The sequence below is a fragment of the Photobacterium kasasachensis genome, assembly GCF_050336885.1.
GTDB classification, from domain to species: domain Bacteria; phylum Pseudomonadota; class Gammaproteobacteria; order Enterobacterales; family Vibrionaceae; genus Photobacterium; species Photobacterium kasasachensis.
In genome coordinates, this window is sequence record NZ_JAKJSH010000004.1 from 893293 (window position 1) to 918059 (window position 24767).

22 protein-coding genes are annotated in these 24767 nt (G+C 48.2%); 5 read left to right on the plus strand and 17 right to left on the minus strand.

All coding sequences use genetic code 11. From position 1 onward, the window contains the following. Positions 1–46: 46 nt before the first annotated feature. A complete protein-coding gene (locus L4D19_RS03720; protein ID WP_428451255.1) occupies positions 47–1822 on the minus strand; it encodes an ABC-F family ATP-binding cassette domain-containing protein in 1776 nt (591 codons plus the stop codon). A 786-nt stretch (positions 1823–2608) separates the two neighbouring features. Between L4D19_RS03720 and L4D19_RS03725 the strand changes: the two genes are divergently transcribed. Then, a complete protein-coding gene (locus L4D19_RS03725; protein WP_428451256.1) occupies positions 2609–3535 on the plus strand; it encodes a LysR family transcriptional regulator in 927 nt (308 codons plus the stop codon). A gap of 44 nt (positions 3536–3579) precedes the next feature. Here the strand turns inward: L4D19_RS03725 and L4D19_RS03730 are convergent, their stop codons facing one another. After that, positions 3580–4632 carry a hypothetical protein gene (locus tag L4D19_RS03730; RefSeq protein ID WP_428451257.1) on the minus strand — a complete coding sequence of 351 codons (1053 nt, stop codon included), beginning with the start codon at positions 4630–4632 and terminating at the stop codon, positions 3580–3582. A gap of 4 nt (positions 4633–4636) precedes the next feature. Beyond that, positions 4637–5656: a hypothetical protein gene (locus L4D19_RS03735; protein ID WP_428451258.1), complete on the minus strand. Its 1020-nt coding sequence runs from the start codon at positions 5654–5656 to the stop codon at positions 4637–4639. Between the two features lie 261 nt (positions 5657–5917). Here L4D19_RS03735 and L4D19_RS03740 point away from each other — a divergent pair, with 261 nt between their 5' ends. Further along, positions 5918–6076 carry a hypothetical protein gene (locus L4D19_RS03740; RefSeq protein ID WP_428451259.1) on the plus strand — a complete coding sequence of 53 codons (159 nt, stop codon included), beginning with the start codon at positions 5918–5920 and terminating at the stop codon, positions 6074–6076. Between the two features lie 92 nt (positions 6077–6168). Here the strand turns inward: L4D19_RS03740 and L4D19_RS03745 are convergent, their stop codons facing one another. From L4D19_RS03745 to nosR, 7 genes are all read right to left on the minus strand, one after another. Continuing rightward, positions 6169–6795, minus strand: a complete 627-nt coding sequence (locus L4D19_RS03745) for an SOS response-associated peptidase (protein WP_428451260.1) — start codon at positions 6793–6795, stop codon at positions 6169–6171. 125 nt (positions 6796–6920) lie between these two features. Further along, the gene (locus tag L4D19_RS03750) at positions 6921–7421 is read right to left on the minus strand and encodes a nitrous oxide reductase accessory protein NosL (protein ID WP_428451261.1); all 501 of its coding nucleotides are present in this window, start codon (positions 7419–7421) and stop codon (positions 6921–6923) included. Between the two features lie 57 nt (positions 7422–7478). Further along, positions 7479–8297, minus strand: a complete 819-nt coding sequence (locus L4D19_RS03755) for an ABC transporter permease (RefSeq protein ID WP_428451262.1) — start codon at positions 8295–8297, stop codon at positions 7479–7481. Next, positions 8294–9286, minus strand: a complete 993-nt coding sequence (locus L4D19_RS03760; protein ID WP_428451263.1) for an ABC transporter ATP-binding protein — start codon at positions 9284–9286, stop codon at positions 8294–8296. The genes L4D19_RS03755 and L4D19_RS03760 overlap by 4 nt, the downstream gene beginning before the upstream one ends. Before the next feature lie 10 nt (positions 9287–9296). After that, a complete protein-coding gene (locus tag L4D19_RS03765) occupies positions 9297–10634 on the minus strand; it encodes a nitrous oxide reductase family maturation protein NosD (protein WP_428451264.1) in 1338 nt (445 codons plus the stop codon). 94 nt (positions 10635–10728) lie between these two features. Next, entirely contained in the window at positions 10729–12633 is a 1905-nt protein-coding gene (nosZ, locus tag L4D19_RS03770; protein ID WP_428451265.1) for a TAT-dependent nitrous-oxide reductase, read from the minus strand. 128 nt (positions 12634–12761) lie between these two features. Continuing rightward, a complete protein-coding gene (gene nosR, locus L4D19_RS03775; protein WP_428451266.1) occupies positions 12762–14894 on the minus strand; it encodes a transcriptional regulator NosR in 2133 nt (710 codons plus the stop codon). A 454-nt stretch (positions 14895–15348) separates the two neighbouring features. Here nosR and L4D19_RS03780 point away from each other — a divergent pair, with 454 nt between their 5' ends. Further along, complete coding sequence (locus tag L4D19_RS03780) at positions 15349–15849, plus strand: hypothetical protein (protein ID WP_428451267.1); 501 nt, start codon at positions 15349–15351, stop codon at positions 15847–15849. A 64-nt stretch (positions 15850–15913) separates the two neighbouring features. On the opposite strand, the gene L4D19_RS03785 is transcribed toward L4D19_RS03780, so the two are convergent. After that, positions 15914–16363, minus strand: coding sequence for a DUF3429 domain-containing protein (locus L4D19_RS03785; RefSeq protein ID WP_428451268.1), 450 nt, complete (start codon positions 16361–16363; stop codon positions 15914–15916). A gap of 149 nt (positions 16364–16512) precedes the next feature. After that, positions 16513–17556 (minus strand): alkene reductase, encoded by a 1044-nt coding sequence (locus L4D19_RS03790; protein WP_428451269.1) that lies wholly within the window; start codon positions 17554–17556, stop codon positions 16513–16515. Positions 17557–17684: 128 nt separating this feature from the next. Between L4D19_RS03790 and L4D19_RS03795 the strand changes: the two genes are divergently transcribed. Further along, positions 17685–18263, plus strand: coding sequence for a TetR/AcrR family transcriptional regulator (locus L4D19_RS03795; RefSeq protein WP_428451270.1), 579 nt, complete (start codon positions 17685–17687; stop codon positions 18261–18263). Between the two features lie 26 nt (positions 18264–18289). Here L4D19_RS03795 and L4D19_RS03800 read toward each other — a convergent pair whose 3' ends face one another. The 4 genes from L4D19_RS03800 to L4D19_RS03815 form a co-directional block, all read right to left on the minus strand. Further along, entirely contained in the window at positions 18290–19342 is a 1053-nt protein-coding gene (locus tag L4D19_RS03800; RefSeq protein ID WP_428451271.1) for an NAD(P)H-dependent flavin oxidoreductase, read from the minus strand. A gap of 33 nt (positions 19343–19375) precedes the next feature. Next, positions 19376–20620: an MFS transporter gene (locus tag L4D19_RS03805; RefSeq protein ID WP_428451272.1), complete on the minus strand. Its 1245-nt coding sequence runs from the start codon at positions 20618–20620 to the stop codon at positions 19376–19378. Positions 20621–20663: 43 nt separating this feature from the next. Beyond that, the gene (locus L4D19_RS03810) at positions 20664–21890 is read right to left on the minus strand and encodes a serine hydrolase domain-containing protein (RefSeq protein WP_428451273.1); all 1227 of its coding nucleotides are present in this window, start codon (positions 21888–21890) and stop codon (positions 20664–20666) included. A 248-nt stretch (positions 21891–22138) separates the two neighbouring features. Next, positions 22139–23431: a GNAT family N-acetyltransferase gene (locus tag L4D19_RS03815; protein ID WP_428451274.1), complete on the minus strand. Its 1293-nt coding sequence runs from the start codon at positions 23429–23431 to the stop codon at positions 22139–22141. 236 nt (positions 23432–23667) lie between these two features. Here L4D19_RS03815 and L4D19_RS03820 point away from each other — a divergent pair, with 236 nt between their 5' ends. After that, positions 23668–23814 carry a hypothetical protein gene (locus tag L4D19_RS03820; protein ID WP_428451275.1) on the plus strand — a complete coding sequence of 49 codons (147 nt, stop codon included), beginning with the start codon at positions 23668–23670 and terminating at the stop codon, positions 23812–23814. A gap of 67 nt (positions 23815–23881) precedes the next feature. Here the strand turns inward: L4D19_RS03820 and L4D19_RS03825 are convergent, their stop codons facing one another. Beyond that, positions 23882–24766, minus strand: a complete 885-nt coding sequence (locus L4D19_RS03825; protein WP_428451276.1) for an endonuclease I family protein — start codon at positions 24764–24766, stop codon at positions 23882–23884. Position 24767: the final 1 nt, after the last annotated feature.

The window sequence follows — 24767 nt, forward strand, 5'->3', positions numbered from 1 at the left end:
CGGCGCTCCCCCCTTTTACATGATGGCTTCTTGTCTAGGCCGATTGTTAGCTCAGCTCAAGGGTTTCATTCAGTTCGGCTATCTCCTTTATCCAGGCTTGCTGAAGTTTGGGTTTCTGATGTTTTGGCTTTCTTGCCAAATCTTCTTCCAGCAATACTTCCAGCTCGATCAACCGGGCCAGCAACGGCTCCAGATCCGACGCTGTATTCGAGTCTGCACTCGGGGACGTGACGGTTGATGAACTGCCTGGTGGTTTGAGTGCGACTTCACCTTCCTCCTGCTGTTCGCTGCCATAACCCGATAACTTTTCATACACCTGATCAAGGTCATGCCATTCTTCGAGTTGCTGATTGTCTACCAGCCAGAAGCGGTTGCAGCTTTTTTCAATCAGCTCCCGATCATGGCTGACCAATATACAGCCGCCCTTAAATTGACCGAGTGTACTGGCCAGCTCTTCTTTCCCTTCCAGATCCAGGTGGTTTGTTGGTTCATCCAGAAACAGCAGGTGATAGTTAGCCAGCGTCAGGCCGATAAACAGCAGCCGGGAGCGCTCACCGCCGCTTAGGCCAGCAACAGTCTGGCTATGGCGCAGATAGGGGAATCCGGCGCTGATCAAAGCCATTTTTCGCTGTTCGTCAGGAAGCGGGGCAAAATGGCGTAACGCCTCAAGCAGGGTATCGCTATCATTCAGCTGCTGCAGAGTCTGATCGTAATAGCCAAGCCGCCCTTGCGGGTGAAATACAATCGCATCGCTCGTCTCCTGGTGTTCGACATGTTGCTGATACGCCAGCCATAACATGCGTAACAAGGAAGACTTGCCGGTACCGTTACGGCCCATAATCGCAATTCTGTCACCGCTTTTTAGCTGTTTGGCAAGCACACGGAACAGAGCGGGCGCACCGGGCTCGGGACGAACATCGAGCGCAGAGAGTTCAAGCAGGCGGTTAGCCGGCAAAGGCTCCCCTTTGAGTCTTAGCTGCCAAGGTGAACCGGCGCTAAGCTGGGTTTGGCTTTCCTTGAGCCGGTCAGCCCGCTTTTCCATATGTTTGGCTTTACGGGCGAGATCTTCATTGTCGTAGACCTTGCCCCAGACAGCCAAACGCTTGGCGCTTTTTTCAATCCGGTTGATTTCTTTTTGCTCGGCCTGATGGCGCAACTCGTCTGCCTGATCTTTTTCTTCCAGCGCCTGCCGGGCTTGCGAGCACGGAAGACGGAAAAAGTGCAGGGTTCTGTCACGCATGATCCAGGTACTGTTGGTGACTGTATCTAACAAGCGCTGATCATGAGAAACCAGAACAAAGCTGCCTTTCCAGCTGAGCAGGAAGTGTTCCAGCCAGAGCAGAGTTGGCAAATCCATGTGGTTGCTTGGTTCATCGAGCAACAGAACATCAGGTTGCCTGATCAGAGCTCTTGCCAGCAGCAGTCGGGTATGTTGCCCGCCACTGAGCGTACCGGCGGTCAGAGTCCAGTCCTGCTCCTTAAATCCCATATCAGATAGTAGCAGTTCAGCTTGCCAGTTTTCTGTCTGTCTGATGCTTTCAGGTAGTCGGGCAATGACGGCATCAAGCATCGAAACCGAATGTAATTCCGCGGGAAGGTGCTGTTCTACCCGTTCAATCAGGCATTGACTGGCGTGGGTGATTTGTCCGGAGTAACCGGTAAGGGTGTTGCTGAGCAGTTTAAGCAAGGTGCTTTTGCCACAGCCGTTGTGGCCAACCAGGCCAATACGATCTCCTTTGGTAAGGGTGAAAGAAATCCCTTCAAGCAGAGGGCCCGAAGTAACATCATAAGAAATAGATTGTGCAGATAGTAAAGTGCTCATTGCTTACTCAAGATTTGCGGCTGCACAGTTTGCCAGTCATTGTCCGAAGGTCGGTTCCAGGCAAAATCGTACGCCATCGTCAAACATTTGCTGACGACAACCTTGTAAGCCAGAGTGAAGAGAACTCTAGTATGTAGTCATAATGGCTTCGCTCAAGCAGAGGTTATCGCAGCACGATATCGCAAAAACTTGAGTGATTCTGAATACCATAAAATTGTGCGAGGTGAATGTCACACAGAATCATAATAAGTCCTCCTTGTCTTAATTGATTAATCGATAAGCCGCATTGTAGTGCGAGAGAGCCTGTCCCTCAAGCTTGCATAACGTTATCGGTGCTTTTTGCGAGCGATAAGACATTTCTTATTGACCTCAACTTAATTTGAGGTTTTATACTCCGCCTTATTGAATTTGGCCGGATCCTAGAGTCAGAATTTAGATTGAAGTAAATAATCTTCAAAGCCTCGTATATACCCAAACTACCTCAAGATGCTCGTTTCAGCGAGAATTACTTGGCTTGTAGGCTAGGCACCGATTAGAAAATCTAGTGGTTCTAAATTAATAATCGGTAACAACGCATAGAAGCCAAGTAAACTCGCCCTTTGGGAGTGAGCCAGCGAACCCATTTCTGTGTCAAATAACGTTGAAAGGGAATAGCCATTCCTACCGTCATTTTCCTTGAACTGAGCTCGCTGGTCTCACTCTGAATCCTGCATCTTGAGGTAGCTTGGGTATAACATATTGAAGTAGAATAAGATTAATGCTTATTGGCTAGATGGTGGTTAGCGCTTGAATCATTTTGACTATAACTTACTGCGAGTGCTTGAAGTGTTGCTTGAAGAACAAAGCGTCACAGCGGCAGCATCACGGTTGCACCTTAGCCAGTCGGCGGTCAGCAAGCAATTGGCAAAGTTGCGAGAAACTTTTGATGATCCCCTGTTCGAACGCACTGCTCACGGGTTGAGAGCGACGCCGCGTGCAATGCAACTGGCCCCGCAGTTACGCCAAGTGTTGCAACAGCTCGAGCAGTTTACCCGTCCGAGCACGTTTGAACCGTCGCTCAGCCAGCGGCAGTTTCGGATTGATTTGGTTGAAACGGCCTATTCGCTCACTTACCCGTTTTTTATGCCAGAGCTTTTGGTCAAGGCACCGAATATCACGCTCAACAGCCAGACTTGGAATCAAGAGAGTATCGCTAAGTTGCTCCGTTGCGATATTGATATGGCAATTTGTAGCCGGGAGTGGGATGAACGTTCTCAGGTGCATATCAATACGCTGCCTGCCGAACTGAATTATGTCGAGCTGGTGCGGGATTACCCTGTTTGTTTAATCAGAAAGGATCACCCACTGCTGAAAGAAAAGTGGGATTTGGAGACTTTTCTGAAATATCGTCACCTTCAGGTTACGTTTGGCGGCATTGAGCAGTGGTTGCTGGATGAGGTACTCGGCCTTCAGCACCAGAAGCGTGATATCGCTGTCAATATGACTGATTTCTATAGCGCGATGAGCTTGTGTGAGCAGAGTGACCTCATTCTGTGTGCGCCTGCCCGGTATGCGTCAAAGATGGTCCGGCATTTTGAGTTGTTGACGCTTGATGTTCCTGTTGCGGTTGAACCGGGCGCCTATGTCTTGCTGTGGCACAAGCATTTTGATCTCGACCCCAGCCACCGCTGGCTGCGGGAGCTGATCATCAATAGCGTCAGTTTGGATGGCTGATCGCTATTGACTCGCTGCGGGAGTGCTAACACTCCCGGCTGAGTTTAGAGGTTGAGTTCACTTTGTGCCTCATAGAAGGCTGACTTGTATTGCTTGAAGGTTTCCTTTTTGTCTCTGAACAGTTCGAGCAAGTCGACCGACAGAAAGACACCACTATCGCTGCCGTAGAAGGAAGCTCCGAGCATGAATTGGGTCTTGAATCTGAGCGCTACTCCCCACCCAAGATCATCTACACCATCACGATCAGTGTACAGTCCGACAACGGAGGCTCCTGACGGGATATACCACTGCTTGCGATCCCAGGCATCAATACCAATACCTTCCAGCATCAAGGTGGCTTTGTTCTGGCTGCCGTCTTCGGCATTGCTGACAAAATCATAGACCAGACCGGGTCTTAGGAAAATATACTGATAGCTTGGCGGCAGTAAAAGTTGCGGGTTATCTGAGGACTGCCGTTGTGAGTACAGTCGGCTGCTATTGAACCACAGCTCCCAGGGCATCTGGACCAGGCTGTCTTCCAGAAATTGATCCCACTGCTTGCTGGCATTGGTATGAATACGTGTAGCGGCATCCACGTCTTGTAGTGTTAGAAGCTTGTGGGAGTGGCTTAGCAGCTGGAAAAAGTTCGTCATGAATGTCTTACAGTCCGAATTGTTCTTATTACATAATAAGATGGTCCTGCTTGTATCGTAGTAACCGTCAGGAAGCTCTTGGTTGCCAACGTAGAGTGGTTTTTGTTGAGGGGGAAGGTAAGGCTGACTTTTTAACAGCTTGATGTAGCGATTAAAACTATTCTTATCCAAGTCTGAATTACTGATGAGGACAGGTTCTTGTTTTTCGATTGCGCGGATCAACATGTTATTGATACCGGCATAGTCCTCATTATTCAGTGCCTGCTGAGTGTAAAATTCAATGCAGTAATTTTGTTGTATGGCCATCATCTCATTGGCAAAAGGCATTAACTGGTGAGGAACGACTTTTTGCGTATTTTGATGATGTGTTGTTAGGCCGTCGCAATATTCTTGCTCTGTCTGTGCTGAGGCGCCAGTAATTCCGACACCGTAGAGAAGAGCAACATACAATAACCATCTGGACATGTGGTTACTCCTTGATTAATGGGTAGACTGTTTTAAAGGCGGAATAGAAGCGTTGCCAGTCGTTGCCCCCGGGCTGTTTGAGTGCCTCAATAAGCTGAATCACTTCTTCACTGGCGGCAACGAGCTTGTTATTGGCTTTGAACTGGCGCAGGGCAATGTCGATGCCGTCACTGTAGCTTGGGCTATTGAAATACACTTCGAATAAGGGTTGATTGACGACGGGGTTTTTGAGGTAGTTGCCGACATCATGCGGGAACTTGGTGGCTAAATGTTCAAGTTTGTCATCGATATTGGTTAATTGCGTCCAAAGCGGGCCGATTGGCTTGTAAGGGCGCACCATAGTGAAGGGATCAAGCTTGTGGTTGATGTTAAAGACAAGGCTTGAGCAACCCGTATCCGAAGGATTGACGACAGTCTGGTCTACCGGAACAACCCCTTCAAGTACTTTGGCGACATTGGCCAGATATGTCACGCTGCCCAGCCGGTTGGTGATGGGGTTCAGTTTGCCATCGGAAGGGTCGATAAGCAGATTTTTGTCATAGAGAATGCTCAGGGAATCAAGCGTAACTGCGGTGCCGAGCGAGTGGGCTATGATATGAACATTGCTGGATCCCCGGCTACGAATAAGTTGGCACAGCTGGCTGGTGAAACGGGCCCGGATAGCTTCGCCAAGCATGGTAAAGCGATACAGTACTACATCAAGCCAATGGGTAGTGAAGAGGACTTTTTCGCTAACTGATTTTAGGTCATCTTTGAAATCAATCAGTTCATTAATATTTGTGAGTTCTGGCATTGAGCTGGCGGCGGTAACAATATCGCCAAACTCGCTTTTTAGCTTTTCAAGATAGTCTTCGAAAATATCATTGTAGGAAAAAACAATAACGTCAAAGGCCGATTCGATATTGGTGGTATCTGGGTTGGGGTAATAGGACAAGGCTGCATTGAGCGATGTAACGACTTCGGTTTTAAACGAAGTCTCGGTATGGTTCCCCATACCGTGAACTAAAAAGAGAACAGGTTTCATAGGGAATACCCTCACATTGACGGGGACAATGTGAAGTGTAGTAAACTGTCTGGGCACAAATGTATTTGTATTAAGGCATAGATGACCTTTAAATCAAAACTGCGAGGTGCATTCAAATATCTTAACCACTGTTTGGACCCGAAGAAATATGGAAGTTTCTCATTACCCCTATTTCATTTATGTTGACAGTGAACTGGCCGGTTTTGCGTTGGTACGAAGATACCCATCCCAACCCGCTATCTATGATTGGGGCAGTTTTTTGTGTTACGGAAATTTAAAGGGCAGGGTGTCGGTAAGCTGGCCCTTAAATCTGTACTCGAACGCTTTCCGGGGCGGTGGCAGATCCGGGTTCTGGTCGAAAATACGGCGGCACTGGGCTTTTGGACTTCAGCGGTATCAAGTGTCGTCGGTAATGGCTAGACGCTTTCACTACAGAATGATGTCGATTTGATGATGAACTATATTCAGTTTGAGGTTTAGCCACCTTAACCGCTCCCGGCTCAAAGCCCTGATTAGTGAACTGCGGTCACCGTGATAGGGAGCTTGTTATTGACTTTAAGCAGCGGTGTGATGGCCGTAATGTTGTCTTCCAGCCACTTCCAGGCAGATTTGGTCGGGATCAGTACCGGCATGCGGTCATGGTAGGGACGGCAGATCTCATTGGCAGCTGTTGTCAGCGTGACCAGTTGCGGAGTATCGCCCGGAAACCAGATCCCGGCCATATAAAATGGTCGTTCGTCTTGATGACTAAACAGGTACTTCTGCTTGCGAGGTGCTCCCTCGTCATGCCATTCAAACCAACCGCTGCAGGGAATGAGGCAGCGGTGGTTTTGCATCGCATGGTGAAAGGTTTTTTTCTCATTGACCGTTTCGGCCTGCGCATTAATGATTTGCTTTTTGGCCCAGTTTGGGTGGATCCCCCAGTGGACGTCCTGCTGTTCTACCGAACCCTGCACATAGATAATTGTTGATACGGTCTGGCTAGGACGAAGGTCGAGGTTTTCCTCGGCTTTAAACACGCAGCCGATTTCTTCGCTGACTATTTCGCTGAACATCCCGCCTGACACACTGAATCGTCCGCACATGGTGGTTACCTCATCTTCAGTTGGTGGCTGATGCTTCCTGCCTGCGTTTTTCATTGTTATTTTAGGAATGTATAAAAAGTATGAACGGTATCAATAGATCTGCAAACGCAGTAATGAGAGGGTATACAAGCCCGGTGGTTTTCGGGCTTGTTTCAGTAGGCTATTGCGGTTGGCTGGGGTTAAAGGACATCAATCGTGATCTCGTCAAAGCGATATAGCTGGCCGCCGAACTCTTTGATGAACACTTCGGCATCAGATTTCTGGGCAAAGCTGGCCAGTGTTTTGCCCATAGCCCCTTTTTTCTCAGAGCCGATCACAAACCAGGCCTCGCGGGCATCGATAAAGTACTCATCTTCCGGACGCTGCCAAGGTGTCTTGCTCATATCATGAACATAGATCTCTTTGACCTGACGCTTGTTTTCCGGCTGCAGAACAAAGCTGAACAGATCTCGGGTCGAGCAGAACTTATTCACGGTTTCGGAAGACTTGCTGAAGTTCTCCCCCTTCGGCCCCGGGAAGTTGCTGATGATCATGCCACACAGGTGGCACTCATCAGCTTGCTCGATTGCCACGGCTTGTCGCACCATAGCTTGATCCGCCGATTCTTGCTCGCTGCAGGCTACGCCCAATGCAAGCATTAGAGCAACACTGACAGTTTTTAGAGGGGATAAAGTACGCATGTTTGTTTCCTTACTGATTCAATCGTTAAATGCTTAATTATTTTTGAGTTATTTGCTTTATAGCTTTTTCTTTTTAAAGACCAGGGCGGCGACAACCAGCGGTGTGACCACCCAGCCGAGCATGAGTAAGAGCATGCTGGCGGGAGAATTGCTTTGGTCGATGGCAACAGCCAGTACACCGTTTACATCCTCAGTGTTTAGAGCCGCGAGGTTGATGAGCCGGAATAAATCCGTCGGGTTGAACATCATCAACTGGACCAGGTGTTGCTGCGATAGCCCTTCTTCCACTCCAACCAAAATGGCCAGTAGGGCCAGATCGAATACCAGGACAAAGAAAAACCAGATCATCAGAGCAATACCTGCTGCTTTGGATTTTTCCGACACCGCTAGGCTAATCACATAGGCTATGGCGATGAAACAAAGGCCAAGCAGGGTTGCCGTAAGGATGAACAGGCCGAAAGCTGGGACAACAGCCATCCAGTCAGACTGGATGGCAAGTAACAAGGCGGCGCTGCCAAAGCCAAGACCAGTAGCCAGTGAAATGATGGCGCCCTGACCCAGGAACTTTCCGATCAGCAATTGAACATGGCTGATAGGGTAGGTCAGCAGCAACAGCAGGGTGCCGGATTCCTGCTCGCCGACAAAGCTGTCGTAACTGAGCAGCAGTGCGATGAGCGGGATCAAAAAGACCGCAAGGCTGGACAGGCTGGCGATGGTCGAAGACAAGGAAGCGACGCCTAGCTGCCCGGAAGCGACCGAGCCGTAATAGCTTAGCCCTAATGAGAGGACAGCAAAGATCAGGGTAATAGAGATCAGCCAGCGATTTCGCAGGCCGTCCTGAAACTCTTTAATTGCAACGGCAAAAACAGGATTCATGAGCTAATGGCCTCCGAGTTGGTTGTTGTGGCCGATTGATCGGGTACTTCTTTGTGGTCGGAAACTGAAGAGCCATAACACATGTCATCGTTGAGGTAATACTGGTAAAGCTGGTCGAGGTTGGCTGGTTCGATTTGCAGGTCGGCAATCTGGTTGTATTCGAGTAGTTTACGGATCACGGTCAGCTTGTCGCTCTCGGGCACGTTTAACCGATTATTTCCGGCTCGGTATGGGCTGAGGAAAGGGTCATCCTGCAGCGCTCTGTCAAGTCCCTGAGTGTGGATCGCAACTGGCAGGTTGGCTTGTTCGCGTAGCTGCGTCAATGTGCCCATAGCCCGTTGCTGGCCGCCCGATAAAATCATCGCCCGGTCGATATGCTGCTCGACGCCCGGCAGAATATGCGAGCAAAGGATGATACTGGCCCCGTTGCTTTTCAGTGCATCGACGGTTTGATAGAACTCTTTTGTCGCAATCGGATCGAGACCGACAGTGGGCTCATCGAGCAGCAGCAGTTTCGGTTCGCCCAAGAAGGCCTGTGCCAACCCCAGTCGCTGACGCATACCTTTGGAGTAGGTTTTTACCTTGCGTTTCATGGCGGCTGTAAGCCCGACCTGGTCCAGCAGGGCGGTGATCTGTTTCTTGTTCACCGACTTGAGTCGCGAAAAGTAGGTGAGTACTTCAAGCCCGGTCAGGTGATCATAGAAGCTGACATTTTCCGGCAGGTAGCCAATTTGGCGTCTGCTGTGCCAAGCTTGCTTGGATTGCGGATCGATACCAAAGACCTGCACTTCGCCATGGCTTGCCTCGATGACACCGAGGATCAGCTTCATCATGGTCGTTTTACCGGCACCGTTATGGCCAAATAGACCGAGTACTTCACCGGGATCTAGCTCCAGATTGATATTGTTAAGCGCTTCAACTTGCTGGTAGTGCTTGCCTGTATTACGCAAAGACACAATTGGAGCGGTTGCTTTGTTAGATGTCGTCATAGAAATCCTGTTACCCCGCAGTTTGGTCTGGAATCGGCGGCATGGTTTCGGTTGATTGCGGCTGGCTGATCAGTGTGCCGTCTGAGGCTGATGGTACGGTCATCAGCGGAAAGCTGTCTCTTACACCGGCGGGTTTGAGTACTGGAAATTGTTTTTGGATCCAGCGCAGCATCAGAATGGCTGGGCTATCAAGAAGAACCTTGGCTTCGGGATACTGCCAGATAAGCTTGTCGATGCCGTCGTTGGGCTCAAAAGGGGTATCCCCGCGGCCGTTGTTATCTAAGTCCCAGCCAAGGTAGTTACTCCAGAAATTACCGATACCTTCCTGACTCCATTCCTGCTCGCGGTTAGAGACATATTTCACCTGCACCGGGTTGTTGATGAAGCTATTGCCGAAGACCTTGACGTTCTCCGACCCGGCCGTGAGGTGAATGCCAATCTCGGCGGTATCGATAGTGTTGTAGCTGATTGTGTTATAGCCAGAGTTGTAGACAAACAGCCCTTTGCCGTCGCGGCCCATGACTTTGTTTTCTGGCTTGGTCCAGACATTGGAAATGCGGTTGTGACTGATATCGGAATAGGTAATGAAATTCATCAAAAAGCCGTAATCTTCGCTGTCACGGGTTTCGTTGCCCCGTACAGTCAGCTTGCGCGAGCTCATCAGGGCGTAGCCGGCGCGGGTGTTGTAGGCTAGGTTATCCAGCACTTCGTTGCTGTGGGAGTACATATAGTGGATCCCGTAGCGAAGGTCATGCATGGTATTGTTTTTTAAAACATTGTACTGACTGGCGATAATATACAGGCCATCGCGGGTCTTGCTGACGGTGTTGCCGGTGACTTCGACATCTTCCACCTTTGACAGCTGAATGCCGTTGCCTCTGTCGGCTGAACGAAGGGCGGGGTTGCCTTCCACCTCGTTGCCTTTGACTTTGATATGTTTTCCGCTCTGCAGCCAGATGCCGAAGCCGTCTCCCTGTAGTTTGTTGTTGCGAATAATCAGGTTGTTGGCTTTTTTATCAGAATAGATACCGGCATTTTGTGCCGTTAAGTCGCTGCCCCAGTTAATGATGGTGAGATCTTCAATCACGATATCCGAGCTTTTGAGTAGCAGGGCATGGCCCTTGCCGCCTGCGTTAATTGTGGCAACATTGTTCCCTGTGAGGGTAATAGCCTGACGAAGAATGAAATTACCTTGATATTCACCAGCATCGAGTGAGACGACATCGCCTTTTGAGGCGGAGTCCAGGATGGCCTGCAGGTTATCGTCAACGTTGACCTGTAGTGTTTTGGCCAATGCGACAGGCTGAAATAAGGCCAGGGTTATCAGTGTAATTATCGGTTTTATCATCGGCAGCTTAATTTCCTGGGGATGGGAATAAAGTGCCGGACTGGCCGGCACTTTATCAGTTTGGTTAGCCCTTGATGCTAACCGTCTTCGCCGATCAGGCTTCAACCAGCATCCGGCCGCGCATTTCCATGTGGAGCGCATGACAGAACCAGTTACAGTAGTACCATTGAACTCCCGGCTTGTTGGCGATGAAGGTAACGGAAGCCGTTGCCTGTGGGCCAATTTCCATCTGTACACCATGGTTGGTCATACAGAACCCGTGCGTGACGTCCTCAACCATATCGAGGTTGGTGACAACCATGGTGACCTCGTCGCCAAGCTTGACCTTGAACTCTGTGAGCCCGAAGTTCGGTGCAACCGAGGTCATGTAGACTCGTACCTTGTTGCCGTCACGGATCACCTTGTTCTGGGTCATGACATCGACACCGTCTTTCTTGGCTATCGCCAGTGTCTCGGCGAAGATTGGATCATCACGGGTCCACAGCTTCTGCGGTTTGACTTTGCTGCGGTGAACAATCATACAGTCATGCGGTTCGGCATAGGTCGGTCCGTCGTGGACCAGCTTCATCTCGTCGCCGGAGATATCGATCAGCTGATCATTTTCTGGACGCAGCGGGCCGACTGGCAGGAAGCGGTCTTTCGAGAACTTACAAAGAGAGATTAGCCATTTGCCATCGGCGTCGCGTGTCTCACCCTGAGAGGTATGGTTGTGGCCCGGCTGATAGTGCACATCCAGCTTCTGGCGGATGTAGTTTACCTTCTCGCCGTTGTAGGCCTTGATGGCATCTTCGACGTTCCATTTTGCAATCTGGCTATCGAGGAATAGGGTGGTGTAGGCATTGCCACGGTTATCAAAGGCGGTGTGAAGTGGGCCCAAGCCCAGTTCAGGCTCGGCTACGATAGCATCACGCGGCTTGATCTTGTCGCTAAACAGGTCATCGAGTTTGTTGATGGCAATCACTGATACGGTCGGGGATAGCTTGCCGTTGGCGACGAAGTATTTGCCGTCAGAGGACGTATTGAGTCCGTGCGGGGACTTAGGCACCGGAATGTAGCGGGTCAGCTCGGAGCCTTTGCGGCCATCCAGTACCGGTACATCGTTACCGTTGTAGGTTTTGAACTCGCCAGCTTTGAGTGCGGCTTCACAACGTTCGAGATTGAAAACGACCACGTGGTCACGTTCGGCGGTGATCATTTCGCCCAGCGTCATACCCATTTCGGAGTTATAGCATGTTGAAGCGAAGTACTTACCGTCATAGTCGGCATCGGTATTGTCGAGGTTGCCGTCGACCATCACCTGGAAAGCGACCTCCATCTTCTCGGCATCTATCACGTTAAACAGCGAGCGGTAGGTGCTGACATCTTCCAGTGTCGCCTTACCGTCATTGTTCATCGGGATTTCAAACTCACCGTTACAGATCACGTACTTGGTTTCAGGTACTTTCTGTACCCGCAGGCCGTGGATAGCTTGGACATTCGGAATAGTTAGCATCTTATCCGTTTTCATCACATTACAGCGGATGCGCGCAACGCGACTGTTGGCTTTGTCGTTGATGAAAACGTATTTACCGTTATAGCGGCCGTCCGTCATACTCATGTGCGGGTGGTGGGAGTCCCCGGCCAGCATATCGGCGCTGTCACCTTTGATTCGCTTACTTTCGTTGGTGAGACCCCACCCGGTAGCACTGTCAGTGTTAAAGACCGGAATACGCATTAGCTCACGCATTGAAGGCAAGCCAAGAATACGTACCTCACCTGAGTGACCACCACTCCAGAAGCCATAGTATTCATCCAGATCGCCCGGATGAATAAACGGGCTGTTTGCGGCTTCCGATGCCTTGGCCTGGGCCATTGAGGCAAACATGGCTGCCGACATCGGAGCAACGGCTGCGCCTAGTCCGATAGCGGCTGTCTTGCCGAAAAATTTACGTCTTTCCTCGTTTGGCAATGTGTCTTGATGAGGTTGCTCTATCAGATCATTGTTCTTGTTGTCACTCATGGTTGGCTCTCCATACCGTTTTTTTACACGCCACGGTTATTAATAGTTGTAGGGACATCAGTACTTGATGGATTGTCTTCTACTTGTGTTTCCTTTTTACTCGGAACTTATTCGGTATCTAGGTGTTTCTAGTCGGTAACAGTGACGGGGATATCCAGTTCAGTGTTCCGTCGTTTTTTGCGCGCCAGCTTCTTAAGCGGCGGGCATTTTTCTTCGTTGTAATAGGTGATCTGGCAGTCGAGGCAATAATGGCATTCGCGCATATTGATCTCCCCATCAGGCTGAATAGCCTGAATTTCACACTCCTTGGCACAGGTCTTACAGGGCGTACCGCAGTCAGGGCGACGTTTCAGCCAGCTGAACAGGCGCATACCGCTGGGAACCGATAAGGCGGCACCCAGTGGGCATAGGTAGCGACAGAAGGGCTTGCGATTAATCAGGTTAATTAGGATCAGAAATGCAGCCCAGGCAATGAATGGCCATTCCCGGTCGAATTTCAGTAAGAAGGTTGTTTTGAAAGGCTCGATTTCAGCGAATTGCTCGGCCAGTGCCAGAGAGTCGAGAGAGATCCCGAACAGGACTAACAAGATCAGGTATTTGATTGCCCACAAGCGCTCATGAACCGCATAAGGTAGTTCAAATTGCGGAATTCTGAAGTGACGGGCGAACTGATTGACTAGCTCCTGAAGTGCCCCGAATGGGCACAACCAGCCACAATACACTGCACGACCCCACAGCAGAACAGTAACGGCTGCGGCACACCACAGGGTGAAAATAATCGGATCAAGCAGGAAGAGATCCCAAGAGAAATCACTCATAAGCGCCTGCAAGAAGGTGAACACATTCACGACTGATAGCTGCCCGCTCCATGCCCAGCCAATAAATACCACGGTGACAGCCAGGAAGCCATGACGAAGGTTATGAACAAAGGTTGGGTGGCGTACCAGTATGTCCTGGAAGAACAAGATCAGCAGTAGTACGCCTAGCAACGCGAGCAGGATAACCACCTCGACCTGGCGCTCTTTCCATACCTGCTGGGTGAGTGACAGCTCAGGTTCGGGAACAATAGCTGGTGGAGTGTCGACATATTTTTCCAACATGTCGTAGCTGCCCTTGAAGCTGGTAAAAATGCTGTCGATCGGACCAGTCTGGCGTCTGACCAGTAGCTCAAGCTGCCAACTGGCACCGGGATCAAGCTCATGGTGCGCCTGTACCCTGAAGACTGACATTTCCTGGAATGATGGCGCACCGTCGATATAGAGATCGGTAACTCGATTGTGGTCGAGATCGCGAAATGAAACTTCATTTTCGCCCTGGTGGATTTGGATACGATCGAAGATCCCGCCACGTACATAACCCGAGCCTTTGAACGAATAGCCGTTGCCCAGTACGGCGACTAGATGCTCTCCGGGTTTTAGGGAAGAGGTTAACCACTCGTAGTCGGCATCACCGAATAGGTTGCGGCCGATGGTCGGTACGTCGGCCAGTGTGTAGTAGATTTCGGCAAACATCTCCTGCTTTTCATCTGCAGGGGCATTATCAATATGCTCTGCATCGGTACCGACAAAGGCCTCGTCGATTTTTTCGTTAGTGAGGTGGAGTTTGCGTATGGAACCATCACCGGTTAGTTGGAGCCAGTTCGCTTTTTCAAACTGATCTTGGTGTATGGTGGACGGTGGCTGAATGATACCTTGTTCTTTCTTAACAATGCCCAGTGACTGAGCCACTTTTGTTGCGGCCTTGGTGATGGCCACATTCATCACCATCACAGTTACAGTTGCTCCGGACAGACCATCAACAGCGACATAGCCCTGGCTTTCGTTACCGCCGACCTTGATTCTGTCTTTGACGGACAAGCCGGTGTATTGATCGGCAAATCGCCATAGCTTTTGCTCCGGAATACCGGCCAGGATAATTGGCTCGTGATGTTCGAGGACCTTGGCTGTCAGGTAATCCCCGTTGGGGTCGATGGCTACCAGCATGTTGACCGGTTCGCCGGAGTAGGCTGGTATTTCTGCTATATCATTGGTTTCAAAGGCATAGCCTAAAACTTCATCACCGCGGTAGACCTGCCAAACCGGGGGCTCGCCCTGTTTGTCTTCAATACGAGTCGCGTCAGGAAAGGTTTCTTTGATAAGAGGGATGGGATCTTTGGGCGGGCTTACAAACAGTGCATGTGCCGGTGTGATTCCCCCGACAAAAAGCGAAAAGAATAAGATCACACGTAATATCGCGGTATTTATTAGATTGATTGTATTCACCAACGAACTCCCGGGCAGTGTTACCCAAGTGGTTACCTTTAATGTGGTATTTTAGATGTATCTTTTGGGCGCTATTCATGATTAAGATCAATTTCTTCACATGTTGTTACATTTATCTTGTCGAATTGAGAACTCTATTACTTACGGAGTGGAGCCACTCCGTAATCGGGTAATAGATTTGACTTTTAAAGAATAGATAACATGGGTGGAAGTGCTTATTTTTTATGGTGATTAGTGATACACGACACACTGTTTTGTCGTTGTTTCTAAGTTGCATATATCTATCGATGGTGATGATGTGGCACTCTATGTCAGTTTTATGAAGCTAGCGATGAAAAGTTTTATCATTTTCTGGCTCAAGAGATTTGTCATTTAACCGAAATAATACCTGTAGTGTTTTTTTGGATTATGAACCACGATTGGTTGTATTGAACGGGTATCAAAAGGAACTGCGGTGATTCGTTTTTTTCAATTCTTGATTGCTATCGCATTGTTGGGCGGAGTGGGCTTTTTTATTCTTCAAAGTGCGCCGGAGCCAGATTATGACGAACCCAAGTATAAGTTTTTCGCTTCCAAGTACCGCCCTGAAAGCGAAGAGCATAGAAACTTATACCAGCACTATTCAAACTTGGCGGATATACCGATGCCAGTGGGGACCTGGGAAGGATATAGCAGCAAAAATTCCCATTTTATCTTGAAGGTTAACGAGATGGGTGGGTTTATTCTGTCGATTAACCCAAATGCCAACGATGACACAGAGGGTGCACTGACGGGGATGCTGAATATTACTGGTCAAGCCTTCAAGGCGCATCATGTGGTCGGTTCGGCAAAGAAAGTGCTGCCGAAAAGCGGTCATATTGTGGTGAAGCAGTATACGCCGAATGAGGTCCATGTTATTCACCCCCAAACGTTGGAGGTGATTCGTTTTAAGCGGATTTCCGAGCTCGATAGCTAATAGTAAATATCCACCTATAAAGGTTTGCGCGATAAGTGCAAACCTACCTTTCTAACCTGTCGATTCAGCTAGCCATTGCCACCAAATGCAACACAGCAACAATGCCTGTCAGGCGGTTGCGCATTGGCTGGTAGCCTTCAGGCTTTCCTTCTTTTTCGATTTGGCGAATCTTCATTTCGGCAAACCAGACTGCGACAAAGCCAAACAGCAGTACCAGAATAGATACCACATAGCTCTCTGGAGAGTGAAGCAGTACGCCCCAGGCAATCAGCGAAAATAGAATACTGAGGATCAGCGCGTTGCGACTGAGCTTATGTTTGATGTGATCGATGGCATTTCCCCAGAGGATCCCGGCAAGAAAGCTCAGTATCACGGCACTGTAGGCAATAAAGACCTTCTGGGCGTTCAGGCCAAACATTGTTTTATCAGCCCAGATACAAAGCAGGCTGATGATAAAAGGCAATAGCCCGAGGTAGGCAAGCCGGGTCATTATTCTGTCGGGTGATTGTTCCATGAAAGCTCCCCTGCAAAAGAAATGTGGCTAAAGTGAAAGGCACTTTCAAAGCATAGCAGAGCGTTAGTTGTTGCTTCGGGTTGAGTTTTTGCGAAGCAGGAAGAAACGGAGAGGCTGGTGCCTCTCCGGTACTCAGGCTAAGCGTTGGGTTATACCAACTCGGCAAGCATTTCGTCGGAATAGTCAACCAGAGTCTGGCCTTTTCTCACTTTCTCGACATAGTCAGGATTGGCAATCAGCGGTCGGCCAATAGCCAGCAGGTCGAATTTATTATCATTAATTGCCTCGCTGCCTGTTTCGGCGCTATAGCTACCTACACCAACCAGGGTTTTCGAGTATTGTTTACGTACGTAGCTGGATGCGGTACCGCCCAGGTAGTCAAATTCCATACTGTCATCGAAAATGCCGATGTGAAGGAAGGCCAGTTCACGCTGTTCTAATTCAGCAAGAAGATAATCAAAGACCTGACGATCACGTTCGTCGCCTTCGATGTTGAAGTAGGCGCCCGGTGAAACACGTAATGCTGTGCGCTCGGCACCAATGCGTTTGGTAATCGCATCGACAACAGCAAGCGGGAAGCGTGCCATATTTTCCGGCGTGCCGCCAAACTCATCTTCACGATCGTTACTGCTGTAATGAAGGAATTGATCGATCAGGTAGCCATTGGCACCGTGAATTTCCACCCCGTCAAAGCCAGCCTCGATAGCGTTGGCGGCTGCCTGGGCATAATCAGCAACAAGTTGGTCGATTTCTTCCGTTGTTGCTGGTTTTGGTACGGTATAAGTCAGCTCACGCATGCGAGGTACGCTGCCTTCGACTTTCTTGGCGGAAGGTGCCAGTACGTATTCGCCACCAAAGAAATGAGGATGTGCAACACGACCTGTATGCCAAAGCTGAGCGAAAATCTTTCCGCCTCTTGCATGTACCGCACTGGTTACGTTTTGCCAGCCAGCGATTTGCTCAGCAGAGAAAATACCCGGGGTATTTGGGTATCCCTGACCATCAGGACGAATGATGGTCGCCTCAGAAATGATTAATCCGGTATCAGCCCTACGGGCATAGTAATCAGCCATTGTCTGGGTGGGTACTAAGTCATCGTCTGCCATACACCGTGTTAGCGGTGCCATGAGAATACGGTTTTCAAGGGTTAGCGTGTTGTTCAGTGCATATGGTTGAAATAGATTTTCCGTCATGTCTCTAGCCTTATTCTTGAATGCATATTCAAGTTAGACTTTTTTGAACGAACATTCAAGATGTTTTTTGAATGATTGCTCAATATTGATTAGAATCACTGGGTATAGAGTTATTGAAAGAGTTGTCTATGAGAAGTGCTGAGTTTGATCGTCAACATGTATTGAGAGCTGCAATGGCAGCATTTATTGCCAAGGGCTATAGCAAAACCAGCATGCAGGATCTGAAGAAGGCCACGGGCTTGCATCCGGGCTCGATATACTGCGCGTTTGAGAATAAGCGGGGACTGTTACTAGCCGCGCTTGAGCAGTATCGTTCAGATCGCCAGACGGAATTCATGGATTTGTTCGAAGACAGTACCTCAAGTCTTGATGCGTTAAGGGTGTATCTTGATAATGTTGTCGACGAATGTGAGCGGGAAGAAATCAAAGACTGCCTGCTGCAAAAAGCCCTGAGTGAACTTGCTGATCAGGATGATGAAGTCGAGAGCGTCATTGCCCAAATGCTAAAGCAATGGCAAGAGGGGATTGCAGCCCAAATTTACCAGGCGCAACAGGATAATGAGCTCCCCTCGAACCGCGATCATCAGCAGTTGGCGCAGTTTTTGGTGATGGGGATCTACGGGATCAGAACCTTCTCTCACACCAAGCCTGCCGAGGGAGCCTTACGTAACCTTGCCGATCAGTTGTTCGAGCATATTCGCTCATAGCTTTGGCGCAAAGCTTTATCGTCTAGTTATACAGTAATGCCCGACATCAACTGTCGGGTCAGCTCTGATGCTGAAATTTCTTTGCAGCCTGTTGTATTTTGCCCGCTCCATAGTGGGGAGAAATCATCTATCCTCCGGCCTTCAGCTAATTTTCGCAGTTGGGCCATCTCTATCGAGGCATAGGGAAAAGCAGGGGCGGTCGTATTCATCGCACCTAGCTCCTTCATGACACGATTGACGATACCGCGAGCAGGCCTACCGGTAAAAAGGTTGGTCACGGCTGTTGGCCGTACTTGGGAGTTTTTCAACGCTGTCCGGTGCAACTGGCTGGTTTTGGCTTCATCGCACAATAAGTAGGCAGTGCCTACCTGAACGGCTGTGGCACCTAGTGTTAGCGCTGCCTGAACACCTTTGTTGTCGGCTATTCCTCCTGCGGCAATGACAGGTACACGGACAGTATTAGCAATCTGCGATACCAGCGCAAAGGTGCCGACTTGAGTCGATAGATCATCGGTCAAGAACATCCCCCTGTGTCCACCGGCCTCAAAACCTTGGGCTATTATGCCATCGACTCCTCTGGACTCCAGCCACTGAGCTTCCTGGACTGTGGTAGCTGAAGAGATGATCCTCGAGCCCCAGCCCTTGACCCGCTCGAGCAAGTCATCATCGGGTAGGCCGAAATGAAAACTGATTATTTCGGGTTGGAAGGGCTCGATGACATCGGCAATGTTATGGCTGAACGGCACCCTTGTCGCTCCCTGGGGAGAGCTCTGGCAATTCATGCCCAACTCTGAAAAATAGGGCTTAAGAAGGGTCTGCCATTGTGACTGGCGGTTGATGTCATATTCTGGCAGAGAATGGCAGAAGAAGTTGAGATTGTAAGGTTTACTGGTAGCGCGTTTGATCTCGGTAATTTCATTAATGATGTCATCAATGCCGAGCATGCCACAGGGCAGTGACCCCAGTCCGCCCGCTTCGCTGACTGCAATAGTCAGCGCGCTGTCTTGTACTCCGGCCATGGGGGCCTGAATGAGTGGCAGCTCAGTGCCTAGTATGTCAACCAAGTGTTTATTATCCATAGCTATATCCCTTTAACTATTGGAGGCGCGCTTTTAGGCCAAGGCCACCTCTTGCTTTTTGCCTTGCTGTAGCGACAAGGTCCATAATGACAGTGCGGCAAAAAACGAAACGGCAATGACCACTGCCCATGTACTTTGATAGCCGAATTGCTGAATCTGTGCTCCCATAAAGACATAAGTTGGCATCAAGGCCAAATTTCGAATTGTGGTTAATATCCCGCTAATACGTCCACGATGACTCTGGGGAGAGTGATTGGCAAGGTAGACCCCCTCTTTGGTGACTAACAATACTTCTGCGGCAGAGAGGAAAATCCAGGCGAAAAACTGCATGGCGATAGTGGTGTTGAGTAAGATCACCCAGTAACCAACGGCAAATAATAGCCCTGAGATTGCCAAACTTTTTATTTCGCACTGCTGGCTGGTGAGGCGCATTAATAGCGGGGTGATTAACACGACAAGAATGCTGGCAAATGTCATCAACTGACCAAATAATACCGCGCCATGTTTATCAAAAACATGGCTTAAATATAGCGGGGTGGTCATTGTCATTTGATACAAGGCAAACCAGAGCAGCGTGCAGCAAAGTGTAAAAATAATCAGTCGGGGACGCTGGCGAAGAACTTGCCACACCGAGCCTTCAGCCGCTCTTTCTAATTCAGGTTGATCTGAATCTACATCGTGTATGTTGTGTTTGGGCTCTTTGACCCATAGCATGACGACCACAATACCGATAAAGGCGGCAATACCATTTCCCCAGTAGATCCAAACGGTATGATTCCAGAAAAGGTATCCGGCTAGCACCGGTCCGATGCCCGATCCCAAATTATAGGCAAGGTAGCTGAGTGACATAACCGCATCACGATTTTTCGGGGTTGATAGATCAGCAACCAAGGCACTGCTGGCCGGAAAGGATACGCCGAAGCAAAAATAGCTTATGAATAATAAAGCAGGTGCGAATAAGTGACTTTCAGAGAAAAAGCCGCAGACAATTAATATTACCGCTCCTGCCAGCTCGCCTGTCACCATTATGCGTTTATGGCCGAAGCTATCGGCAAGCTTTCCGCCAATTAAGTTACCGAACAGGTAAATACCGGTAACTCCCATAGCCAGTCCGCCTGCCACAGTGGTGGAATAACCTAATTTCTGAGTGAGCAGCAAGACTAAAAAAGGAATAATAAAATTCCCGAGACCAAGCAGAAAACGTGCGAACGCAATAAAATAGATATCGCTTGGTAGCCCTTGATAGATCGACAGAGAGCTAGCTATTTTCCTTAACATTATTTTCCTTTGGGTATACGTATATCAAGTCGTTATTGCAATACTATTCTGCTTGGGTGATAACATTGCCAGACAATGAATGGGCGATAGCCCTAAATGCGGCGAGAGAGTAATCCATACTCTCATAGCTATTATCCATGAACGCAAGATCTGCGCTGTTTTTTACAATGACAACATCAGCTAAGCGGTTAATATAAATATATTGGCCATAGATGCCAATCGCTAAAAACTCTTGATTGACATTTTCGGGGATCCACCATTGATAACCATAACCCCAATGTGTATTTGAATTCTCTCTTTTTCCGGGCATGAGATGGGGAGCGTCAGGCGTAATGCTCTGCTCTATCCATTGGCTTGGAATAATCTGTTGATTATCAAGTTGGCCATGATCGCGATAGAGTTTTCCCATTCTTAGGTAATCTCGGCTGATAAGGTTTAGCCCACCCAATACCATAGGCTCACCGGTACTGTCGGTGATAAATATAGCCTCGCGTTCTGTGTGTAATTTTGACCACAGCTTGTCATTAAAATACTCTTCGATTGGTTTCCCCGTCGCTGCCCGCAACACCATACCGATAACATGGGTGTCCATACTGACATATGACAGATATGTACCTTGTTGGCGCGAGCGAGTGAGCGAAGCGGCAAATTCATCGAAGCTACCCCCTAAAGCCATAAGCCGGCCCATACGGTTTATGTCACTGAAAAAATCACCATAATCCTCGTTAAAATAGATGCCGCTGGACATCTGTAAGACATTTTTGATGCTGACACCTTCATACCCTGAGCCGATTAAACTGGGCACATAGTCAGTGACCGGTTGATTTAAATCTGAAATGTGGCCTTCCTCAATGGCAATGCCGAATATAGCACTGAGAAACGATTTGGCCATTGACCAGGAAATTCGCAGATCAAACTCATTTGTGTCTTGGTAATACTCCTCGAAAGTGATGCTATCACCTTTTAACACCACTAGGGCGGTTGTACTGGAGCGCTCAATCCAGTTCTGCATGTCAACTGACTTGTCGTTATAGGTAAAGTGCTGGGGAAGCGGTGAAGGGGAGTGGCCCAGTTCGTCAACCATCCCTGAAGCGGCAACTGTTTTTGTCGGAGCTAGCCTTTTCATGTTGGAGAAGTTCTCAACGATGACATCCTGATCGAACAGTCGCACGGTATGATAAAGCTGTTGAAGCTCTGTTTTATAATTAATAGCGGCCACACCGAAGATAAAAAGCAGAAGCAGGCAGCCTTTCCCAAGTACTTTTTTCATGGCCAGCTCCTTAGCTCAATTTAACAATAGCACTGGTCGAAAGTTGATAACGGATGCGCTGGATACTAGGAGTCAGTATCCAGTCTCTTGATATCATAGACCAGATGTTTTGATTAACCTAAATCCGTTGCTGCGCATTTATCTCCATGAAAAAATGGCACATTTACTTATTTAGATTGGTATTGCCAACTCTGGTTTAGAACCTGGCATCTGTACTGATGCTAACTTATTGCCACCCTTCTATCGGATCAGAAGAGGACAACGAGTGGTATAATGCTGAGCGTCAGTATTCCCCAAGCTAGTTTATTCCAATCCCACAGTCGCCTGCCGTTAAAAGATGAAAATGGGAAAAAAGGTAGCGTTACGTCTAAAACGAGTAATCCGGTACCGACCAAGAAGGCGGTTTCTAATGAATGCAGCCAGTGTTCAGCGATGAAATTATGATTGAGTAGCAACCCAATACACCATATCAAGCTGGTTAAGCATACCGAGGATATCAATGCCATTTTGCCTAACTGAGGGATGTGGTCTTTGTATGTCCAGTTTTTCTCCACTGGATATAACGAACCGGGCGCGGCCATAAACCCACCAAATAAGAGTGCGATAAGGCCGGATAACATAAGCCCAGATTCCCACATCTTGAATTCAACCTGTTGTTTTTGGTACCAGGCGATACTCAGCATTGCGCCGTAACGGATACCATAAAAGACAGCAAAGGTGGCCACCAAGGTAAGGATATTTTTCAAGGCCAGAAAATCAGCTTCCCCCTGACGCCACAGTGAAACAGTCAAAATAAACACATGGCTAAACAGGGTAAATAACCATTCACTGCGGCTGGTGGATGAGTTAGCGGTGTAGGCTGGCAGGTTGTCAGTGGATTTGGCCCACATAAAAAAGCCGACATCGAAGAAGTGGAAGCTGTTAAGCCAGATACGTAAGTTATTTAGCTTATATGTTTTAAGTTGCTCGAACAGTGATAGCCTGGAAAAGCCACTGTTGCTAAATAGCTTACTTGAACTGGTATTGTTGCCTTCAACACAGGCGAATAGTTGTGTACAGCCATGTTGTTCTAGTGTTTTGAGTCCGGCGGCAGATAATGACTGACCTATACCAAGTCCAGCGTGTTGGGGAGAACAAAAAATTAGAGAAACTAACCCTGCTTTGACATTTTCTTGAAGCATAAACATTTTCAGAATAACCCCACCGACAATTTCGCCGTTTTTTTCTGCGACTAGGGTATGTTTAGAAAAAGAGAAAAATAATCGCATAAAAAACGGGAATGCATTATTCATAATTTGTTTGAGCGCTTTTTTCTCACCAGCTTTGATAGGGCGAATAGTTACAGCTTGATCTGCCACGGCATTTCTCCAGCGAAACAGGTGTAGGTTATTGATATAAAAGAAGCTTAAGTAGCTGTTGGCAACTCTATCATCATCAATCGACTGGTTTTCAACTAAGAGGAACTTATGCGAGCTTTGTCTTAATGCGTGGTGCAAATGAGAGAACAACTCACTAAATTGGAGAAATACTTCTAAAATCATGAAGATAAAGGTGGAAAAATTAAATTTCTCTGATTTTTCAATAGCAAACGTTTGGTATGCCTTAAGCCCTTAATAAATGGATGTTGTGATTTATCATTTATGAGCAGAAAGAGAAATAATAAATTAGGTTTTATTATATAAAACCTAATTTATTACCGCTGTTGAGGTTCGTTTATGGATTATTCAGATTAATGTACTAGTATTAGGTTGCCATAAGTAAAAAGGGAAGTGACAAGATGAGAATAATAATTTTACTGTTCGGCTTAACATTACTAGGGTGCAGTACCACAGACAATCTGTCTTATCAGCCGACTGTCGATGATGAGTATGCTGACCGGCAGGATCGCGATAAAGAGATGATTCGAGATACAGATCGTATCTGATTTTGTCTTTGTTCGCGTATCGCTTAGCAAGATAAAGCAAAGGTCAACCGAGGTTGACCTTTGCTTATTATTTTTTACAATCTTTGATAAAAATTTCGTCTGCCCATTGTGGGTTATCCACAAATGGGTTCCTATTACCTTGAATTTTTTGGATTTTGTTATTTCTATTTGCTTCAAAATCATCAACAGGATCGATTAAGTTCCACTGAAGCAAGGAGCAAACGTTACCGAGCGCATTGCCATTATTGCTAACAGTTGGGACTAATTCTAAATCAGGTGTGATGCTGTCTTTTCCTTCGTAACGGGTGGCCATGTAGAACATCATGCGAGCTACATCGCCCTTGACCGCATCACGTGGTTCGAAAGAGTCAGAGTCATAGCGGTTTTCCGGTGCTTCGGCGACAGGGTTATCGCTATAGTCGTATTCGAGGTTACCGCGAGTTGAGTTTACGCTTTCGTCTGACGGGCGAAGGTGGTGAATGTCGGTATAGCCGTAAGCTCCTTTGTCATTGAAGCCGCCGTTAGATTTCGGGTAGGAATGCTCTCGGTTCCAGTTATCACGCCCGAGGTTACCTTGGCCGGTTTTTTGCCCTTTTGCCTGAGAACGGCCAGTGTAGATAAGAATGACGTTATCTGGGTTGTCAGGGTCTTCGTCAGTAATATCTAGTGCATCCCATACATCAAACGAAGAAGACGAGTAAGGGAGCTTATTAATACCGGTAGAGATGATGATATTTAGTGCGCTCTTTAGCTCGTCACCGGTTTTGTTGAGTGCCAAATCGTAGTAACCGTCAGGGTTGTTAATCTCGCCCGGATCGACAGGTGGAACAATTTCTTTGGTTTTACAGGTAACAGAAAATGGCGCAACAACATGGGGATCGTGGGCCTGAGCATAGGCTGCATTAGCGCTACAGCAAGAAAGCGCCAAAATGGCAAGAAGTGTCTTTTTCATA

What these genes read in the sequence shown, in the direction of transcription:
- L4D19_RS03720 (WP_428451255.1), bottom strand. Translation starts at nt 1,822, where the DNA reads ATGAGCACTTTACTATCTGCACAATCTATTTCTTATGATGTTACTTCG.
- L4D19_RS03790 (WP_428451269.1), bottom strand. Translation starts at nt 17,556, where the DNA reads ATGACGGAAAATCTATTTCAACCATATGCACTGAACAACACGCTAACC.
- L4D19_RS03730 (WP_428451257.1), bottom strand. Translation starts at nt 4,632, where the DNA reads ATGTCCAGATGGTTATTGTATGTTGCTCTTCTCTACGGTGTCGGAATT.
- L4D19_RS03825 (WP_428451276.1), bottom strand. Translation starts at nt 24,766, where the DNA reads ATGAAAAAGACACTTCTTGCCATTTTGGCGCTTTCTTGCTGTAGCGCT.
- nosZ (WP_428451265.1), bottom strand. Translation starts at nt 12,633, where the DNA reads ATGAGTGACAACAAGAACAATGATCTGATAGAGCAACCTCATCAAGAC.
- L4D19_RS03755 (WP_428451262.1), bottom strand. Translation starts at nt 8,297, where the DNA reads ATGAATCCTGTTTTTGCCGTTGCAATTAAAGAGTTTCAGGACGGCCTG.
- L4D19_RS03765 (WP_428451264.1), bottom strand. Translation starts at nt 10,634, where the DNA reads ATGATAAAACCGATAATTACACTGATAACCCTGGCCTTATTTCAGCCT.
- L4D19_RS03800 (WP_428451271.1), bottom strand. Translation starts at nt 19,342, where the DNA reads ATGGATAATAAACACTTGGTTGACATACTAGGCACTGAGCTGCCACTC.
- L4D19_RS03760 (WP_428451263.1), bottom strand. Translation starts at nt 9,286, where the DNA reads ATGACGACATCTAACAAAGCAACCGCTCCAATTGTGTCTTTGCGTAAT.
- L4D19_RS03745 (WP_428451260.1), bottom strand. Translation starts at nt 6,795, where the DNA reads ATGAAAAACGCAGGCAGGAAGCATCAGCCACCAACTGAAGATGAGGTA.
- L4D19_RS03820 (WP_428451275.1), top strand. Translation starts at nt 23,668, where the DNA reads ATGAGAATAATAATTTTACTGTTCGGCTTAACATTACTAGGGTGCAGT.
- L4D19_RS03810 (WP_428451273.1), bottom strand. Translation starts at nt 21,890, where the DNA reads ATGAAAAAAGTACTTGGGAAAGGCTGCCTGCTTCTGCTTTTTATCTTC.
- L4D19_RS03805 (WP_428451272.1), bottom strand. Translation starts at nt 20,620, where the DNA reads ATGTTAAGGAAAATAGCTAGCTCTCTGTCGATCTATCAAGGGCTACCA.
- L4D19_RS03750 (WP_428451261.1), bottom strand. Translation starts at nt 7,421, where the DNA reads ATGCGTACTTTATCCCCTCTAAAAACTGTCAGTGTTGCTCTAATGCTT.
- L4D19_RS03795 (WP_428451270.1), top strand. Translation starts at nt 17,685, where the DNA reads ATGAGAAGTGCTGAGTTTGATCGTCAACATGTATTGAGAGCTGCAATG.
- L4D19_RS03815 (WP_428451274.1), bottom strand. Translation starts at nt 23,431, where the DNA reads ATGATTTTAGAAGTATTTCTCCAATTTAGTGAGTTGTTCTCTCATTTG.
- L4D19_RS03785 (WP_428451268.1), bottom strand. Translation starts at nt 16,363, where the DNA reads ATGGAACAATCACCCGACAGAATAATGACCCGGCTTGCCTACCTCGGG.
- L4D19_RS03735 (WP_428451258.1), bottom strand. Translation starts at nt 5,656, where the DNA reads ATGAAACCTGTTCTCTTTTTAGTTCACGGTATGGGGAACCATACCGAG.